The 16,678-nt window shown below is 67.7% G+C and carries 14 protein-coding genes; 11 read left to right on the forward strand and 3 right to left on the reverse strand.

Translation table 11 applies throughout. From position 1 onward, the window contains the following. The first annotated feature begins 2 nt into the window (after positions 1-2). The 10 genes from ACOAMO_RS09825 to ACOAMO_RS09870 all read left to right on the forward strand — a co-directional run bounded on the left by ACOAMO_RS09825 (position 3) and on the right by ACOAMO_RS09870 (position 11,253). A complete protein-coding gene (locus tag ACOAMO_RS09825) occupies positions 3-491 on the forward strand; it encodes an NUDIX hydrolase (protein ID WP_420174612.1) in 489 nt (162 codons plus the stop codon). Then, positions 488-1,735 carry a THUMP-like domain-containing protein gene (locus tag ACOAMO_RS09830; RefSeq protein WP_420174613.1) on the forward strand — a complete coding sequence of 416 codons (1,248 nt, stop codon included), beginning with the start codon at positions 488-490 and terminating at the stop codon, positions 1,733-1,735. The genes ACOAMO_RS09825 and ACOAMO_RS09830 overlap by 4 nt, the downstream gene beginning before the upstream one ends. Positions 1,736-1,909: 174 nt before the next feature. Further along, positions 1,910-2,206: a co-chaperone GroES gene (gene groES / locus ACOAMO_RS09835; RefSeq protein WP_420174614.1), complete on the forward strand. Its 297-nt coding sequence runs from the start codon at positions 1,910-1,912 to the stop codon at positions 2,204-2,206. 155 nt (positions 2,207-2,361) lie between these two features. Continuing rightward, positions 2,362-3,966: a chaperonin GroEL gene (gene groL / locus ACOAMO_RS09840; protein ID WP_420174615.1), complete on the forward strand. Its 1,605-nt coding sequence runs from the start codon at positions 2,362-2,364 to the stop codon at positions 3,964-3,966. A 239-nt stretch (positions 3,967-4,205) separates the two neighbouring features. Continuing rightward, on the forward strand, positions 4,206-6,242 hold the full coding sequence (locus ACOAMO_RS09845; protein WP_420174616.1) for a PTS mannitol transporter subunit IICBA: 2,037 nt from the start codon (positions 4,206-4,208) through the stop codon (positions 6,240-6,242). Further along, on the forward strand, positions 6,239-7,390 hold the full coding sequence (locus ACOAMO_RS09850; protein ID WP_420174617.1) for a mannitol-1-phosphate 5-dehydrogenase: 1,152 nt from the start codon (positions 6,239-6,241) through the stop codon (positions 7,388-7,390). Before ACOAMO_RS09845 ends, ACOAMO_RS09850 begins: the two co-directional genes overlap by 4 nt. Positions 7,391-7,555: 165 nt before the next feature. Continuing rightward, complete coding sequence (gene guaB / locus ACOAMO_RS09855; RefSeq protein ID WP_420174618.1) at positions 7,556-9,106, forward strand: IMP dehydrogenase; 1,551 nt, start codon at positions 7,556-7,558, stop codon at positions 9,104-9,106. A 19-nt stretch (positions 9,107-9,125) separates the two neighbouring features. Then, positions 9,126-10,229 (forward strand): GuaB3 family IMP dehydrogenase-related protein, encoded by a 1,104-nt coding sequence (locus ACOAMO_RS09860; RefSeq protein ID WP_420174619.1) that lies wholly within the window; start codon positions 9,126-9,128, stop codon positions 10,227-10,229. A gap of 85 nt (positions 10,230-10,314) precedes the next feature. Further along, positions 10,315-10,611 carry a chorismate mutase gene (locus ACOAMO_RS09865; RefSeq protein ID WP_420174620.1) on the forward strand — a complete coding sequence of 99 codons (297 nt, stop codon included), beginning with the start codon at positions 10,315-10,317 and terminating at the stop codon, positions 10,609-10,611. Positions 10,612-10,653: 42 nt separating this feature from the next. After that, positions 10,654-11,253, forward strand: coding sequence for a hypothetical protein (locus ACOAMO_RS09870; RefSeq protein ID WP_420174621.1), 600 nt, complete (start codon positions 10,654-10,656; stop codon positions 11,251-11,253). 30 nt (positions 11,254-11,283) lie between these two features. On the opposite strand, the gene ACOAMO_RS09875 is transcribed toward ACOAMO_RS09870, so the two are convergent. The 3 genes from ACOAMO_RS09875 to ACOAMO_RS09885 form a co-directional block, all read right to left on the reverse strand. Further along, positions 11,284-11,601: a winged helix-turn-helix domain-containing protein gene (locus tag ACOAMO_RS09875; RefSeq protein WP_420174622.1), complete on the reverse strand. Its 318-nt coding sequence runs from the start codon at positions 11,599-11,601 to the stop codon at positions 11,284-11,286. Next, on the reverse strand, positions 11,588-12,160 hold the full coding sequence (locus tag ACOAMO_RS09880) for a hypothetical protein (RefSeq protein WP_420174623.1): 573 nt from the start codon (positions 12,158-12,160) through the stop codon (positions 11,588-11,590). The genes ACOAMO_RS09875 and ACOAMO_RS09880 overlap by 14 nt, the downstream gene beginning before the upstream one ends. A gap of 148 nt (positions 12,161-12,308) precedes the next feature. Then, positions 12,309-14,564 (reverse strand): glycoside hydrolase family 3 N-terminal domain-containing protein, encoded by a 2,256-nt coding sequence (locus tag ACOAMO_RS09885; RefSeq protein ID WP_420174624.1) that lies wholly within the window; start codon positions 14,562-14,564, stop codon positions 12,309-12,311. Between the two features lie 275 nt (positions 14,565-14,839). On the opposite strand from ACOAMO_RS09885, the gene ACOAMO_RS09890 reads away from it, so the two are divergent. Next, a complete protein-coding gene (locus ACOAMO_RS09890) occupies positions 14,840-16,636 on the forward strand; it encodes an alpha/beta fold hydrolase (RefSeq protein WP_420174625.1) in 1,797 nt (598 codons plus the stop codon). Positions 16,637-16,678: the final 42 nt, after the last annotated feature.

A 16,678-nucleotide genomic window follows, 5' to 3' on the forward strand; every position in this document is an offset into this window, starting at 1 on the left:
CCATGGCACTCACCCCGATCATGACCACGCTGGCCTTTGTGCTGCACCCCGACGGCGAGCGGGTCCTGATGGTGCACCGCACGGCGCGCCCTGGTGACGAACAGCTGGGCAAGTACAACGGTCTGGGCGGAAAGCTGGAGCCCGACGAGGACGTCGTCGCCTGCATCCGCCGCGAACTGCGCGAGGAGGCCCACATCGAGGCCACCGGGCTGCGGCTGCGCGGCACGGTCAGCTGGCCCGGTTTCGGCCGCAACGGCGAGGACCACTTCGGCTTCATCTTCGTCGTCGACGCATTCACCGGCGACGTGCCCGAGGCCAATGAGGAGGGCAGTCTGAGCTGGGAGCGCATCGACGAACTCGACCGCCTGCCCATGTGGGAGGGTGACCGCCATTTCCTGCCGCTGGTCTTCGACGAGACCATCACCCAGTTCCACGGCTGCCTGCCCTATGACAAGGGTCACCCCACCGGCTGGAGCGTGACGACGCTGTGAGCCTGCTGCACACTCCGGAGGGACAGCAGGCGCTGGCCGCCGCCATGGGGGAGCAGGACCCCGCATCATTGTCGGCCGCCACCCGGCTTCGCAAGGCCCATGCCCCCGATCTGGCCGCCGAGGCGCTGGCGCAGGTGGCGCTGCGGCGCAAGGCGCGCGCCAAGTTCGGGCCGCTGGCCGACGAGTTGTACTTCACCGCCGATGCCCTGGAGCAGGCCACCCGTCCCGTGGTCTCCACCTGGCGCGCCCAGCGATTGCGCGACGAGGGGATCACCCGAGTGATCGACCTGGGCTGCGGCATCGGCGCCGACTCCCTGGCCTGCCTGCGCGCCGGGATCGACGTCGTCGCGGTGGAGCTGGACGAGACCACCGCCGAACATGCCCGGGCGAACCTGGCCACCGGATTGCCCCTCGACAAGCTCGGGGAACGTGGCTTCGAGGTCAGCGTGATTCCGGCGGGCGAGCCTGTCGAGGCCCCTACCGGCTCCGTCATCCACGGCGACGCCGTCGCCCTGGCCCCGGAGCTGCTGTCCGGCGCTGGCCCGGAGACCTGCGTCTTCATCGATCCGGCTCGACGCACCGAGTCCGGCCGCACCTGGCAGGTGGAGGCCTTCACCCCGCCGTGGGACTTCGTGCTCTCCCTGCTGGATGGGCCCCACTCCACGGTGGTCAAGCTCGGGCCGGGCGTTCCCAAGCAGATCCTGCCGGAAGGCGTGGAGGCCTTGTGGGTGGCCGACGGGCACGACGTCGTCGAGTGCTCGCTGTGGTCCACCCCGCACGCCGGTTGTGCACAGGGGGCCGTCCTGCTGGATGCCCGCGCTCCCGACACGCAGTTTCGTCTGGATCGAACCGACCGGGCGTCACTGCCGGTCGGGCCGGTGGGAAGCTACCTGTTGGAGCCGCACGGCGCGGTGATCCGGGCCGGGGCCTTGGACCGCATCGACGCCTCGGCCTGGTTGCTGGACGAGCACGTCGCCTACCTGTGCACCGACGAGCCGATCAACAGCCCCTTCGCCACCTGTTTCGAGGTGCTGGAGGACCTGGACTTCAACCCGAAGACCCTCAAGGCCTGGGTGCGGGAGCGCCGCATCGGCACGCTGGAGATCAAGAAGCGCGCCCTGGACGTGGAGCCTGCGCAATTGCGCAGGAAGCTGCAGCCCAAGGGGCCCAACAGCGCCACTGTGGTGCTCGCCCGGACGCAAGAAGGCACTCGTGCGTTGGTGGTTCGCCGCCTCATGGACTGACTTGTTGGCACTCGGCTTGAAGGAGTGCCAACGTCGGTATAGCTTTGTTTCTGGCACTCGACACAGTTGAGTGCCAACAGCCGTCGGCGGCACCCGCGACGACGCCTCGGCTGCTCCACATGACCTTGAAGATCGACGCCTCAACAGGCGCTACTAGTCAGAAAGGGGTTTGACGTGGCAACCACGATCAAGCCGCTCGAGGACCGCGTCCTCGTCCAGCCGCTGGAAGCAGAGCAGACCACCGCCTCGGGCCTGGTCATTCCCGACACCGCCAAGGAGAAGCCGCAGGAGGGCAAGGTCGTCGCGACCGGTCCCGGCCGCTTCGACGAGCAGGGCAAGCGCGTCCCGATGGACGTCGCCGAGGGCGACGTCGTCGTGTTCAGCAAGTACGGCGGCACCGAGGTCAAGTACGACGGCCAGGAGTACCTGCTCCTGAACGCCCGCGACATCCTCGCCATCGTCACGAAGTAGTGAGCGAGGGGGGCGACCCCCTCGAACCCCCGCGCTCGGATCGCGCACCGCTCGCAGGCTCGCTGCGATCCGAGTAAGGAAATCTCCTCGCGCGCGGCTGGCGTCCGCGCTGGCCGCGCGCGAACCCTTTCACTTCCACTCCACAGGAGTATTGAATGCCCAAGATCCTGCAGTTCGACGAGGAGGCCCGCCGCTCGCTCGAGCGTGGCGTCGACGTCCTCGCCAACACCGTCAAGGTGACCCTCGGCCCCAAGGGCCGCTACGTCGTGCTCGACAAGAAGTGGGGTGCTCCCACCATCACCAATGACGGCGTGACCGTCGCGCGTGACGTCGAGCTGAACGACCCCTACGAGAACCTCGGCGCCCAGCTCGCCAAGGAGGTTGCCACCAAGACCAATGACGTCGCCGGTGACGGAACCACCACCGCGACCGTGCTGGCCCAGGCCCTGGTCCACGAGGGCCTCAAGGCCGTCGCCTCGGGTGCCAACCCGGTTGGCCTCAAGCGCGGCATCGAGAAGGCCGTCGAGGCCGTCGAGGCCGAGCTGAAGCAGGTGGCCAAGCCGATCGAGACCACCGAGGACATGGCGGCCGTGGCCACCATCAGCTCCCGCGATGAGGTCATCGGCAAGCTGATCGCCGATGCCTTCGACAAGGTGGGCAAGGACGGCGTCATCACCGTCGACGAGTCCCAGACCTTCGGTACCGAGCTCGACTTCACCGAGGGCATGCAGTTCGACAAGGGCTACCTGAGCCCCTACATGGTCACCGACGCCGACCGCATGGAGGCCGTCCTGGACGACCCCTACATCCTCATCCACTCCGGCAAGATCAGCGCGATGAACGAGCTGCTGCCCGTGCTGGAGAAGGTCATCGAGGCCAAGGGCACGCTGTTCATCGTGGCCGAGGACGTCGACGGCGAGGCCCTGTCCACCCTGGTGGTCAACAAGATCCGCGGCACCTTCACCAGCGTCGCCGTCAAGGCCCCGGCCTTCGGTGACCGCCGCAAGGCCATGCTGGAGGACATCGCGATCCTCACCGGTGGCCAGGTCGTCGCCCCCGAGGTTGGCCTGAAGCTCGACCAGGTGGGTCTGGAGGTGCTCGGCCGCGCCAAGCGCGTGGTGGTCACCAAGGACAACACCACCATCGTCGATGGCGCCGGTGAGTCCGACGAGGTGGAGGCTCGCGTCCAGCAGCTGCACGCCGAGATCGAGCGCTCCGACTCCGAGTGGGACCGCGAGAAGCTGCAGGAGCGCGTCGCCAAGCTCGCCGGCGGTGTGTGCGTGATCCGCGTGGGCGCCGCCACCGAGGTGGAGCTCAAGGAGACCAAGCACCGCATCGAGGACGCCGTCAGCGCCACCCGCGCCGCGATCGAGGAGGGCATCGTCGCCGGTGGCGGCTCCGCCCTGGTTCACGCGTCGAAGGTGCTGGAGGACGGTCTCGGCCTGGAGGGTGACGAGAAGGCCGGCGTGCAGATCGTCAAGAAGGCCGTCGTCGAGCCGCTGCGCTGGATCGCCGAGAACGGTGGCGAGGCCGGTTACGTGATCGTCAGCAAGGTTGCCGAGCTGGAGCCCGGCCATGGCTACAACGGCAAGACCGGCGAGTACCAGGACCTGGTTGAGGCCGGCGTGATCGACCCGGTCAAGGTCACCCGCTCCGCCCTGGCCAATGCGGCCTCGATCGCCGCGCTGCTGCTCACCACCGAGACCCTGGTGGTGGACAAGCCGGAGGACGAGGACGAGCAGGCTGGTCACCAGCACTGACAATCGTCCAGCTTCCTGGATCGTACGAGGAGGGCCCCGCCACACGGCGGGGCCCTCTTCGTTGCCCCCACGCCCCTTGCTGCAGTCAGTGACCTACCATGATGGTGACTGAACCACCGGATCTGCAGGGTGAGGTCACCCGGCAGATCGGGCAGCGCAGGGCAGCGGAGGCTCTCCGCCTGTGAACGTTCAAGTTGTCATTACCGTGGCGCGCAGGCGCCCGACGAAAGAGAAGCACCATGTCCACACCAGCCGCCCCATCGGGGGCCAAGAAGGCGCAGGCCAGCGTCCAGCGCTTCGGCACCTTCCTCTCGGGCATGATCATGCCCAACATCGGCGCCCTGATCGCCTGGGGCCTGATCACCGCACTGTTCATCGAGGTGGGCTGGCTGCCCATCCTGTTCCGCAACATTGGCTCCGGCGTCGTGCCCGACTGGGTCGGAGCGATCGGCGGCTGGGGCACCCACATGGTCGACGGCAAGGAAGTCGCCTGGGATGGCCTGGTCGGCCCGTCGATCTCCTACCTGCTGCCCCTGCTGATCGGCTACCAGGGCGGCCGCATGGTCCACCCGGCCAACCCGACCCGCGGCGGCGTGCTCGGCGCCATCGCCACCATGGGCGTCATCGTCGGCGTCCCGTCCAGCCCGATGTTCCTCGGCGCCATGATCATGGGCCCGCTGGGCGGCTGGACCATGAAGAAGCTCGACGAGAGCTGGGACGGCAAGATCAAGCCCGGCTTCGAGATGCTGGTCAACAACTTCTCCGCCGGCATCTGGGGAATGATCGTCGCCATCTTCGGCTTCTTCGCCATCAGCCCGTTCGTCCGCAAGCTGATCGAGCTGCTGGGCAAGGGTGTGGACTTCCTCGTCGGCCACAATGCGCTGCCCGTTGCCAGCGTCATCATTGAGCCCGCCAAGGTGCTCTTCCTCAACAATGCCATCAACCACGGCGTGCTGACCCCGCTGGGCACCGAGCAGGTCACCAATGCCGGCAAGTCCATCCTGCTGATGCTGGAGTCGAACCCCGGCCCCGGTCTGGGCATCCTGCTGGCCTACATGCTGTTCGGCAAGGGAATGAGCAAGGCGTCGGCCCCCGGCGCCGCGATCATCCACTTCCTGGGCGGCATCCATGAGATCTACTTCCCGTACATCCTGATGAAGCCTGCCCTGCTGCTGGCCACCATCGCCGGCGGTGCCTCGGGTGTGGCCGTCAACCAGCTCTTCAAGACGGGACTTGTCGGCCCCGCTGCCCCCGGCTCCGTCTTTGCCTACATGATGATGGCCGCCCCCGGCGACCTGCCCAAGATCCTGCTGGCCATCCTGGTCTCCACCGCCGTCACCTTCGCGGTGGCCATGCCCATCCTCAAGATGGACAAGTCCAGCGACGGCGACCTCTCGAAGGCCACCGCGGAGATGGAGGCCATGAAGGGCAAGAAGTCCTCCGTGGCCGGCAATCTGGTCGCCGCCCCCACGGGTGAGATCAAGAACATCGTCTTCGCCTGCGACGCCGGCATGGGCTCCTCCGCGATGGGCGCCTCGGTGCTCCGCAACAAGATCAAGGAGGCCGGCTACGGCGACGTGAAGGTCACCAACGAGGCCATCGCCAACCTCAAGGACAACTACGACATCGTCGTGACCCAGGAGACCTTGGCCCCGCGCGCCATCCCGAAGGTGCCCAGCGCCACGGTGCTGACCGTCGACAACTTCATGAACTCGCCTCGCTACGAGGAGGTCGTGGAGATGATCCGCACCCAGCGCGAAGGTTCCGGCACCGCCGCTCCGGCACCGGCCGCAGCCGCCGCGCCCGCCCGTGCGTCCGAGGAACCGGCCGAATCGGCTGGGGCTTCCGAGATCCTGTCCACCGACAGCATCAAGCTGGGGGTCAAGGCGGCCGACAAGGCCGACGCGATCACCCAGGCCGGCACCATGCTGGTGCAGCGCGGCGCGGTCGACCAGGCCTACGTCGAGGCCATGCACAAGCGCGAGGAGTCGGTCAGCACCTACATGGGCAACTTCCTGGCCATCCCGCACGGCACCAATGACGCCAAGGAGCACATCAAGGAGTCCGCGATGAGCTTCCTGCGTCTGGACGAGCCGCTCGACTGGAACGGCAACCAGGTGAAGTTCGTGGTGGGCATCGCCGGCCGGAACAAGGAACACCTGCAGATCCTGGGCAAGCTGGCCAAGATCTTCTCCAACAACGAATCGGTGCAGGCACTGGAGAATGCCAACTCCGCCGACGAGGTGGCAGCCATCCTGGGAAAGGTGAACTCGTGAGCCGCAAGACCGCCGTGCACTTCGGTGCCGGGAACATTGGACGTGGTTTCGTCGGGCTGCTGCTCGACGAGGCCGGATATGACCTGGTCTTCGCCGACGTCTCGGAGGCCTTGATCGACAACCTCAAGGCCGCCGAGAGCTACACCGTGCACGAGGTGGGTGAGGGCGGGCGCGACCACGTGATCAGCGGTTTCAAGGCCATCAACTCCACTACGGAGGCCGATGCCCTGACCGCCGCGATCGCCGAGGCCGAGATCGTCACCTGCGCCGTGGGCCCGAACATTCTCAAGTTCATCGCCCCGGCGATCCGGGCTGGGATCGATGCACGCCCGGCCGGGGCTGACAAGCTGGTGGTGATGGCCTGCGAGAATGCCATCAACGCCACCGACGGCCTCAAGGGATTCGTGCTGGGGGAGGACCCGGCCGACGTGGAGAGCAAGGCGATCTTCGCCAACACCGCGGTGGACCGCATCGTCCCGAACCAGCCCGAGGGCATGGGGCTGGACGTGAACGTCGAGCCCTACTTCGAATGGGCCATCGAGGAGCCGGCCTTCGGAGGCAATGCGCCACAGATCCCCGGCGCGACCTATGTGGAGTCGTTGGCGCCCTACATCGAGCGCAAGCTGTTCACGGTGAACACCGGGCACGCGGCCACGGCCTACTTCGGCTACGGCGCGGGCATCGAGAAGATCTCCGATGTGCTGGCCCAGCCGGAACTCAAGGACAAGATCTACGCGGTGCTGGCCGAGACCAAGGCCTTGCTGGTGGCCAAGTACGGCTTCGAGCCCCAGGTGCAGGAGGCCTACGTCCAGAAGATCCTCAAGCGCTTCGCCAACCCCGAGCTGCCCGACACGGTGACCCGCGTCGGCCGTTCCCCCCTGCGCAAGCTCTCGCGCAAGGAGCGCTTCGTGGGGCCGGCCGCCGAGCTCGCCGAGCGCGGCTTGGAGTCGACGGCCCTGCAGCAGGCCATGCTGGGCGCGATGCTCTTCGACGTCGCCGAGGATCCGGAGGCGGTCAAGGTCGGTGAGATCCTGGCTGCCAACTCCGCCGAGGATGCCGTGGCCGAGCTGACCGGACTGGAGCCCAACCATCCGCTGTTCGCGCAGCTGGTGGAGGTTGCCACCCGGGCCAAGGCGCAGCGCGCCTGACCCACACCGATGGCCGAGCTTGACCCACACCGGTGGCCGAGCCTGTCGAGGCCATCACCCTGACGGTCGTCCCTTCCCTCGGGAGGGGGCGACCGTCGCGCGTGTGGGGAACTGTCGGCGGGCGCGGATAGGATGGTTCCACTGTCTAGCGCGAAGGTGGTCCAGGTGTCCTACGAGCCGTCCGTCAACAATGTCCCGAGCAGCGAGCTGACCGGCTCCGGCGTTCCCGAGAAGTTCCTCCCCCTGGGCCTGACCTATGACGACGTGCTCCTCCTGCCGGGGGAGACCGACGTGATCCCGTCCGAGGTGGACACCACCGCCCAGTTGACGCGCGGGCTGCGGCTGCGCATCCCGTTGGTCTCGGCTGCGATGGACACCGTGACCGAGTCCCGCATGGCGATCGCGATGGCGCGTCAGGGCGGTCTGGGCATCCTGCACCGCAACCTGTCGATCCAGGACCAGGCCTACCAGGTGGATCTGGTGAAGCGGACCCAGACCGGACGCATCACCAATCCGGTGACCATCGGCCCCGACGCCACGCTGGAGGACCTGGACAACCTGTGCGGCCAGTACCGCATCTCCGGCCTGCCGGTCGTCGACCAGGAGAACCACCTGCTGGGCATCTGCACCAACCGCGACCTGCGCTTCACCCCGGTCGACGAGTGGGCCACCACCAAGGTCAGCGACGTGATGACCCACCAGCCGCTGTTCACCGGTCGTGACGACATCAGCAATGAGGAGGCCACCGCGCTGCTGCGGCAGAACAAGCGCGAGCGCCTGCCCCTGGTGGACGAGCAGAACCGTCTCACCGGGCTCATCACCGTCAAGGACTTCGTGAAGTCCGAGCAGTTCCCCGACGCGTCGAAGGACCAGCAGGGACGTCTGCTGGTGGGGGCGGCCGTCGGCTACTTCGGTGAGGCCTGGGAGCGGGCCACCACCCTGATCGAGGCCGGTGTCGACGTGCTCGTGGTGGACACGGCGCACGGCCACGCCCGGTTGCTGCTCGACATGATCCGTCGCCTCAAGGCAGACCCGGCCACCCAGCACGTGCAGATCGTCGGCGGCAATGTCGCCACCCGTGACGGTGCGCAGGCCCTGGTCGACGCCGGTGCGGACGCCGTCAAGGTGGGCGTGGGCCCGGGCTCGATCTGCACCACCCGCGTGGTGGCAGGGGTTGGCGTGCCCCAGGTGACCGCGGTCTACGAGGCCGCCCAGGTCTGCCGTCCCGCCGGTGTCCCGGTGATCGCCGACGGTGGTCTGCAGTACTCCGGCGACATCGCCAAGGCGCTGGTGGCTGGCGCCTCCACCGTCATGGTGGGTTCGCTTCTGGCCGGCTGCGAGGAGAGCCCGGGTGAGACCGTGTTCATCTCCGGCAAGCAGTACAAGCAGTACCGCGGCATGGGATCGCTGGGTGCCATGAGCAGCCGCGGCAAGAAGTCCTACTCCAAGGACCGCTACTTCCAGGCAGACGTGACCAGCGACGACCAGCTGATCCCCGAGGGGATCGAGGGCAATGTGCTCTACCGCGGCCCCGTCAGCCAGGTGGTGCACCAGCTGGTGGGCGGCCTGCACCAGTCGATGTTCTACGTGGGCTCCCGCAACCTGGACGAGCTCTACGAGCGGGGACGCTTCGTGCGGATCACGCCGGCCGGACTCAAGGAATCCCACCCGCACGACGTCGCCAACATCGCCGACGCCCCGAACTACTCGCGCTGAGGCGCAGGAGAACCGACACATGTATGACTTTGGACGCAGCAAGCGCGCCACCCGGGCCTACGCCTTCGACGACATCTCGATGGTCCCCACCCGCCGCACCCGCGGCATCGACATGGTGAACCTGAGCTGGAAGATCGACGCGGTCACCTTCGACTTCCCGATCATCGGCGCTCCGATGGACTCCGTGATGAGCCCCGAGACGGCCATCACGATGGGGCGGCTGGGCGGTCTGGGGGTGCTGAACCTGGAGGGTCTGTGGACCCGCTATGAGGACCCGACACCCCTGTTCGAGCAGCTGGCCGCCATCGAGGATCGTTACGAGGCGACTCGCTTCCTGCAGAAGATCTACGCCGAGCCGGTCAAGGCGGAGCTCATCACGGAGCGGATGAGCCAGATTCGTGAGGCCGATGTGCCGGTGGCCGGCTCGCTGAGCCCGCAGAATGCGCGCGAGTTCAGCGACGTGGTGGAGAAGGTGGGTGTCGACTTCTTCGTGATCCGTGGCACCACCGTCTCGGCCGAGCACGTCAGCGAGGCCACCGAGCCGCTGAACCTCAAGAAGTTCATCTACGACCTCGAGGTGCCCGTCATCGTGGGCGGCTGCGCCACCTACCGTAGCGCCCTGCACCTGATGCGCGCTGGCGCCGCCGGTGTGCTGGTGGGCTTCGGCGGCGGCGCCGCCCACACCACCCGCGACGTGCTGGGCATCGAGGTGCCGATGGCCTCGGCCATCGCCGACGTCGCCGAGGCCCGTCGTGACTACATGGACGAGTCGGGTGGCCGCTATGTGAACGTGATCGCCGACGGTTCGGTGGGGCGTTCGGGCGACATCGCCAAGGCGATCGCCTGCGGCGCCGACGCCGTGATGGTGGGTGCGCCGTTGGCGCGGGCCGCGGAGGCACCCGGCAAGGGCTGGCATTGGGGCGCGGAGGCCTGGCACGAGTACCTGCCGCGTGGCGAGCGGGTCCACTTCGACCCGGTGGGCACCTTCGAGGAGGTCGTGGTCGGACCGTCGCACATCCCCGACGGCACCATGAACCTGGTCGGGGCACTGCGTCGTTCGATGGCCTCTTGCGGCTACACCGACGTCAAGGAGTTCCAGCGAATCGAGCTGGTCACCCGCTGACCTTGGCGGTGGCCGAGCCTGTCGAGGCCCCGTCCGACCCATGGGCAGGCCCGCTCCTTGCAGCGGGCCTGCCTAGGCTGGTGCCATGACTGAGGCCGCCGATCCCGAACTGCTGCGTCTTCGAGGCAGCATCGACAACCTCGACGCCGCCCTGGTGCACCTGCTGGCAGAGCGCTTCAAGGTGACCCAACGAGTGGGGGAGCTGAAGGCTTCCAAGGGCCTCCCGCCCGCCGACCCGGACCGCGAGAAGCGCCAGATCGAACGGCTCCGGGCCTTGGCCGTCGACGCCCAGTTGGACCCGGAGTTCGCCGAGAAGTTCCTCACCTTCATCGTCACCGAGGTGGTCCGCCACCACGAGCGGATCGCCAAGGATCACGCCTGAGGGAGCGTCCGGGTGACCCAGCGGCCACCTAGCGTGTTGGCCATGGAAGAGTTCTTTGCCTCCATCCAGCCCACACTCAACCAGAACCTGGCCGACGAGTTCGCCCTGCTGCTCGACGCCGTAGCCGGCCAGACGCCCTACGCCGGGGCCATTGCCACCGCCGAAGGGCTGGCTTGGCGCGTCGACCTCAACACCGAGGAGGCATTGGCCACCACCATTGACGTCGCCGGCCCGCGATACGCCGAACTCAACCTGGACCTTGACGAGGCCCAACTGCGTTGGTGGCCCGACGAGTGGCAGGCCGTCCCCGAAGACCCAGACACCGGCATGCGAAGGATCGCAAGCCCAACCGACGAGACATATGCCCTGGTCAGGAAGTATTTCGAGACGCTCGACCTGGACGGGGACGGCGTCTACGAAGAATGGCTGATGCAGGCAAGCCGGTTCTTGGCCCGCGGCCTGGGCTCCGACGAGGTGCGTCGCGTCTGGGCGGGGCGGAATGTGACGCCCTTCCTTGTGGTCACCGAGACCGACGGCGACGCCGGCCCGGCGCTGGAGGCCTTCCAGGAACTGAACGCCAGCCATCCCGACCAGGAGCGTTACCAGGAGGGCCTGCGCTACTGGCAGGAATACGCCGGCTGACCAGGCGCTCTCTCCGTGGGAAGGCTTGGGCTACTGCTGGCTGAGCCGGCGGATGGCGTCCAGCTGCTCCCAGTGGCCCTTCAGCGCGGCACGCCCCGCGGGGGTGATCTCCTGCATGGTGCGGGGGAGCTTGCCCTGGAAGACCTTGGTGACCCGGATCAGTCCGGCCGCCTCCAATTTCGACAGGTGGCTCGACAGGTTTCCCTTGGTCAGTCCGAGTACCGACTGCAGGAACTGGAAGTCGGCCTCCTTCTGGCCCTCCAGCACGCTCAGGATGCCCAGTCGGGCCGGTTCGTGGACCAACTTGTCGACGGCGAGGTCCGGGGTCGGGATGTCATCGCTGCTCATCGACGACCCCCGGTCCCAGGACGCTGACCAGCCGCTGGTGGTCCACCAGCCCGATCACGACCAGCGGCACGGCCACGGTGCCCATGGCGAACCAGTGCGACGGGTGGTTGCCGAACAGGGGGATGAGGGCGCACAGGGTCAGCAGGATGCAGCTGATCCAGTGCCAGATCGTCAACCCGGTGTGGCGAAGCCCGGCCCACTCACCGAGCAGCATGAGGGGGCCGGCGACGAGCGGGGTCCACAACAATGGGCCGGGGTGCCAATGGTCGAAGCCGTTGGCGATGATGATCACGCCGATGGCGACGAGGGACAGCAGGAGCGTCCACAGACTCCGGGTGCGCGTGGTGCGGGCCTTGCCGTAGCGCTTTTCGTACCAGGCAGCCCCGAAGGCCGCACTGAGGCCACCGCCAATCGCCATCCAGATGAAGTCTCGATTGGCTGCCGCCAGGAGCACGGAAAGACCTGTGCCCACCGCAATCATCCCCTGCAGCATGTCGTAGTCCTTGCTCACGGCGATGCGTCGGCGCAGGTCGTCCGCCGGGTCTGAGGTGACGTTCATGACAGCCTCCTGACTGCAAACTGGTTTATAATGCAAACCTAGCATCAGGCAAACCAGTTTGCAATACAAACCAGAGGGCTTCGACAGGCTCAGCCGCCGTGTAGGGGTCGACAGGCTCGGGGACGGCCCCCGAGCCTGTCGAGGGGCCTCAGCGCACCTCGAAGCTCGTCGCCAGCTCCGCCGTCGACGAACCACCCACCCAGATGTCGAAGGTGCTGGGCTCCTGCACCCAGTCGCGCTCGGCGGCATTCCAGTAGCGCAGCTGGTCCGGTCCGACCTCGAAGGTCAGCTCGCGGCTCTCGCCGGGGGCCAGATTCACGCGCTGGAAGCCCTTGAGTTCGCGCACTGGGCGAGAGGCGCTGCCGTACTGCTGGTGCAGGTAGAGCTGGGCCACCTCGTCGGCCTCGCGATCCGAGGTGTTGGTCAGGCGTACCGTCACCGTGGCCGTCTCGCCAACGCCCACCTGGGCGGGCTCCACGCGGACGTCCGAGTACTCGAAGCTGGCATAGGACAACCCATGGCCGAAGGGGTACAGCGGGGTGGAGGGCTCGTTCCAGTAGCGCTCGTGGGCACTTTCCGGCTGGAAGGTCGTGTAGTGCGAGAGCGTCATCGGCACCTGGCCAACGTTGCGCACCCAGGTGAAGGGCAGGCGCCCGGCGGGGGAGAGGTCGCCCACCAGCGCCGCGGCCACCGCCTCGCCGCCCCGGGTGCCCGGATACCAGGCCTGCAGGATGGCTGGCAGGTGCTCGTCGGGCCAACGCAGGTCGAGGGGGCGGGCCGACATCAGCACCAGCACCACGGGAATCCCGGTCGCGGCCAGTCGTTGCAACTGTTCCAGCTGGCGCCCCGGCAGGTCGAGCGAGCTCACCGAGGCCTTCTCGCCGGTCTGGTTCTGGCGCTGCCCTGCCACGACGACCACCACATCCGACGTGCGGGCCAGTTCCACGGCACGTTCGATCTCGGCGTCGTCGTCATAGCCCTCACCGGTGACGGTGGGCTCGGGCTCCATGGCGTCGAACATCGACGGGAAGATGCGGTCGGGGATGCTCGCCCCCGGTGCCCACGCGACCTCGACCTGCTCGCCCAGCCGGGCGCGCAGTCCGTCCAGGATCGTCACCGTCTCGGTCACGTCGAAGTCGAAGATCCACGGTCCGAGCGAGTCGCGAGCGCTGTCGGCGAGCTGTCCCACGACGGCCACCTTGGTCAGGCTGGCCGGGTTGAGGGGCAGCAGGCCGTCATTCTTCAGCAGCACCAGGGACTTCTCGGCGGCGCGGCGGGCCACCTCACGGTGTGCCGGGTCGGCCAGCACCCGTGCGCTGCGAGCCTCGTCGGTCAGCGGGGCGTCGAACAGTCCCAGCCGGAATTTGGCGGTCAGGACGCGGCGCACGGCCTGGTCCAGCTGCGCCTCGGTCACGGTGCCCTCGGCGATGGCGCGGGGCAGGCGTGAATAGGCCGGATCGGTCATGGTCATCTCCATGTCGAGCCCCGCGTGCAGCGCCCGTGCGGCGGCATCGCCGAGGTCACGCGCATAGTGCTGGGTGGCCAGTGAACGCACGGCATTGGCATCGGAGACGACGAAGCCCTCGAAGCCCATCTCGTCGCGCAACACCTCGGTGAGCAGCCAGCGGTTCCCTGTGGCCGGAACCCCATTGAGGTCCATGTAGGCGCTCATGATGTTGGCCGCACCGGCCTTGACCGCCGCGTGGAAAGGCGGCAGGTAGACATTCCACAGCTCGTTGTCGCTGATGTCGGAGTCCTCATAGTCGCGGCCACCCGTGGCCGCACCGTAACCGGCCAGGTGCTTGGGGCCGGCCAGCACGTGGGAGTCGTCCAGTCGCCCCTGCTCGTCGAACTCGCCCTGGAAGCCTCGCACCTGCGCCGCCGCCATCGCAGAACCGAGGAAGGGATCCTCGCCCGCCCCCTCGAACATGCGTCCCCAGCGAGGGTCGCGGGCGATGTCCACCATGGGGGCGAAGGTCCAGTGGATGCCGACGCTGCGCGCTTCGCGAGCGGCCACTTCCTGGCCCTGCCGGGCGGTCTCCGGGCAGAAGGAGGCGGCGAGGCCCAAGGGGGCGGGCATCACGGTGCGGAAGCCGTGGATCACGTCGAAGCCGAAGAGCAGGGGAATGCCGAAGGGAGATTTCTCGGTGGCGAGCCGCTGCAGCCGATTGGCGGTCTGCACGTCGCGGACGAAGAGCACCGAACCGGCGCGGCCCTCCACGATGGCCTGCTCCACCTCATTGGCATCGTTGTCCGGGTTGTCGCCAGCCGCCTCGGCGGAGCCGAAGTAGAAGAACTGACTGACCTGGCCGGCCTTCTGCTCGATGCTGAGCCTGCCCAGCAGGTCGTCGACTCTCTCGGCAATGGTCAGGTTGGGGTTTCGGAAGCCCTCGGTGCTGGTCACTGCACCCTCCTTGCTCGGGTGACGCCTCGGTGCGCCACTGTCCTACCACTAGGTTAGTTGCTGGGGTGGGGCAGTGCACTGGGGGCGATCAGCTATCACGACCAGCTGGGGGAGATTTCTTGAATTGTGAGTCTTGCAAGGGAAAGCCGACGATCTGACCCCCTGCGTGGCCAAGGATGACAGTGTCATCAATGTCGATGACGCACCCCCAGGGTCCGATCGGACCCTCGTCGCCAAGGAGACACATGTCATCACGAAAGCATCGTGCGGCTGTTGTGACTGCTGTGGGAGCTGCCGCTGGGCTGGTGGCCGGCCTCAGCCCGACGGGCGCCACCCAGGCCGTCGCGGTCCCGCCGCAACGATCGGCGAAGGAAACCGCCGCCGTGCAGGCCATCAAGAATCCTCGAGTCGCCTGGCGACGCTGCGCGCCCGGGCTGCAGTGCGGTGAGCTCACCGTGCCATTGGACTACCAGGATCTGGACAAGGGCGTCATCAAGCTGCCGATCACCCGCCGTCCCGCAGACCAGCCGAAGCGCAGGATCGGCTCGCTGTTCACCAATCCGGGAGGCCCTGGTGGGCCGGCCACCCAGACAGTGCCCTACTTCTCCGAAGTGGTCGGCAGTGAGGTCAGGGCTCGCTTCGACGTGGTGGGGTTGGCTCCCCGAGGCGTCGAAGGGGAGGACTACGCCCTGTGCGAGGGGGATCTGCCCGGCGCCGACGATGCCGTGGCGAGGCTGACCTACCCGCTCAACGCCGACGAGGCGAACAGCCTGCTGGCCGGCGACGAGAAGATGCGCAAGGCCTGTGCGAAGGGCCCCGAGATCCTCAAGCACATGTCCACCGCCGACGTGGCGCGCGACATGGACCTGGCCCGTCGGGCACTGGGTGACAAGAAGCTCACCTACTACGGCGTCTCCTATGGCAGTTACCTGGGAGCCACCTATGCGGCGATGTTCCCCGGGAAGATCCGGGCCCTGGTGGTTGATGGGGTGCTCGACCCGGTTGCCTGGTCCACCGGCCACGGCAGGGAGGGCACTGCGATCCCGGTGACCGAACGCATCCTGTCCGGCCAGGGCGCGAAGCAGGCCTTCGAGGCGCTGCTCGACGAGTGCGAGCGGGTGGGCACGTCGCGCTGCCCGGAGGCGGGAACCCTGCGCCGTGACTGGCACGCCATCATGGCAGCGCTGGCGGATGGCCCGGTGGACCTGGGCGAGGACGTGGTGCTGCGTGAGGACGACGTGGTGGGCATGGTCACCACGATCCTCTACAGCTACGAGGAGGCCGGCATGCTGCCCCAGAGCCTGCACGGCCTGGCCACCCAACTGGGTGTGCTGGCGAATGCGCAGACGATGCAGGCTTCCTCCAAGCGCGCCGAGGCCCGCAACAAGGCCCGCAAGGCGGAGGCCGAGCAGAAGGCGCGAGCGGCCCTCCAGGACCTGCGGGAATCGGCCAGCGAGGCCGAACGCAGCAGGCCGGCGGGCAAGGCCAAGCAGACCGGGGCGAAGGTCTCGCAGGCGGCGCAGCAGTCCTCACGTGCCCAGCAGGGCCGCCGAGGTCCGGGCTTCGTGCCCTTGGAAGGGCCTGCCGTCGGCGGCACGGAGGAGGAGCCTCCCGCGGGACCGATGCGCTATGACGCGAGCTTCCACGGCGTGCTGTGCAGCGACAGCGTCAACCCCTCATCTCCCTCGGCCTGGCTGGCCGCCAACCAGCGGGTGCGGGAGGAGAACGGCGGGTTCGGGCAGCTGTGGCTGTGGAGCTCCAGTGTCTGTGCGGGCTGGCCGGCCCAGGCCGCGCAGGCCTACCGCGGACCCTTCACCAAGAAGACCTCCGCGCCCGTGCTGGTGATGACCTCCGAGTACGACCCGGCCACTCCGGCGAGTGGGGCCCAGGCCTACCGCGGCATGCTCAAGACCTCACGACTGGTGACGGTCAAGGGTGCGTGGGCACACGCCACCTTGGGGCTCTCGCAGTGTTCCGACAAGATCCGCACCCGCTACCTGGTGACTGGCAAGGCGCCGGCCAGGGACGTGGTCTGCCAGCCCGACCATCCGCTGTTCACCCAGCTCGACTGATTCCTGCAGCAGCTCCCCGCACGACAGCACGGCCCCGGTTCC

Source organism: Luteococcus struthionis, assembly GCF_048595755.1.
Taxonomy (GTDB): Bacteria; Actinomycetota; Actinomycetes; order Propionibacteriales; family Propionibacteriaceae; genus Luteococcus.

What these genes read in the sequence shown, in the direction of transcription:
- ACOAMO_RS09870 (WP_420174621.1), top strand. Translation starts at nt 10,654, where the DNA reads ATGGAAGAGTTCTTTGCCTCCATCCAGCCCACACTCAACCAGAACCTG.
- ACOAMO_RS09865 (WP_420174620.1), top strand. Translation starts at nt 10,315, where the DNA reads ATGACTGAGGCCGCCGATCCCGAACTGCTGCGTCTTCGAGGCAGCATC.
- ACOAMO_RS09875 (WP_420174622.1), bottom strand. Translation starts at nt 11,601, where the DNA reads ATGAGCAGCGATGACATCCCGACCCCGGACCTCGCCGTCGACAAGTTG.
- ACOAMO_RS09845 (WP_420174616.1), top strand. Translation starts at nt 4,206, where the DNA reads ATGTCCACACCAGCCGCCCCATCGGGGGCCAAGAAGGCGCAGGCCAGC.
- ACOAMO_RS09825 (WP_420174612.1), top strand. Translation starts at nt 3, where the DNA reads ATGGCACTCACCCCGATCATGACCACGCTGGCCTTTGTGCTGCACCCC.
- ACOAMO_RS09880 (WP_420174623.1), bottom strand. Translation starts at nt 12,160, where the DNA reads ATGAACGTCACCTCAGACCCGGCGGACGACCTGCGCCGACGCATCGCC.
- ACOAMO_RS09860 (WP_420174619.1), top strand. Translation starts at nt 9,126, where the DNA reads ATGTATGACTTTGGACGCAGCAAGCGCGCCACCCGGGCCTACGCCTTC.
- groL (WP_420174615.1), top strand. Translation starts at nt 2,362, where the DNA reads ATGCCCAAGATCCTGCAGTTCGACGAGGAGGCCCGCCGCTCGCTCGAG.